1 protein-coding gene is annotated in these 532 nt (G+C 69.4%); it reads left to right on the top strand.

Features of this window, described 5'->3' with window-relative positions; all coding sequences use genetic code 11:
• On the top strand, positions 1-406 hold a 406-nt coding region (locus ACZYY4_RS23035; protein ID WP_463812335.1), incomplete at its 5' end, for a hypothetical protein.
• Positions 407-532: the final 126 nt, after the last annotated feature.

The raw sequence follows: 532 nt of genomic DNA, 5'->3' as shown, positions 1-532 counted from the left end.
GGTGGTGCCGGTGGTGCCGGCGGTGCTGGTGGCTCGGTCTCGGGTGATGCCGGCAGTGGTGGCGCTGGTGGTGTGGGCGCTGACGGCGGTGTTGGTGGTGTCGGTGGCAATGGTGCGGCCGGTGCGGTCGGGGTCAATGACGGTGCCGGGGGCAATGCCGGTTCCGGTGGCGTTGGTGGTGCTGGCGGTAATGGTGGTTCTGGTGGCGCGGCCGGGACGGCGACGAATGGCGCCGTGGGCAGTCAGGGTGCCGGTGGTGACGCCGGTTCTGGTGGTGGCGGCGGTGTCTCCGGTGATGGTGGTGTCGGTGCTGATGGCACCGTGGCTCATCTCGATGGTGGTGTTGGTGGTGACGCTGCTGGTTCGGGTGCTGGTGGTGCCGCGGGCCATGGTGGTAGCGGCTTAACCTCTGGCGCGGATGGGATCGGGGGCACCGCGCCCACTCTTGGTGGTGTCGGTGGTAACGGTGGTGCCGGTCATGACGCGGTGAATGCCGGGCAGAACGGTGGCAATGGTGGGGCGGCCGGTAACG

The organism is Mycobacterium sp. IDUB_21 (assembly GCF_055419425.1).
The sequence above is the reverse complement of the archived record's forward strand: the minus strand, read 5'-3'. Positions and strand labels throughout refer to the sequence as shown.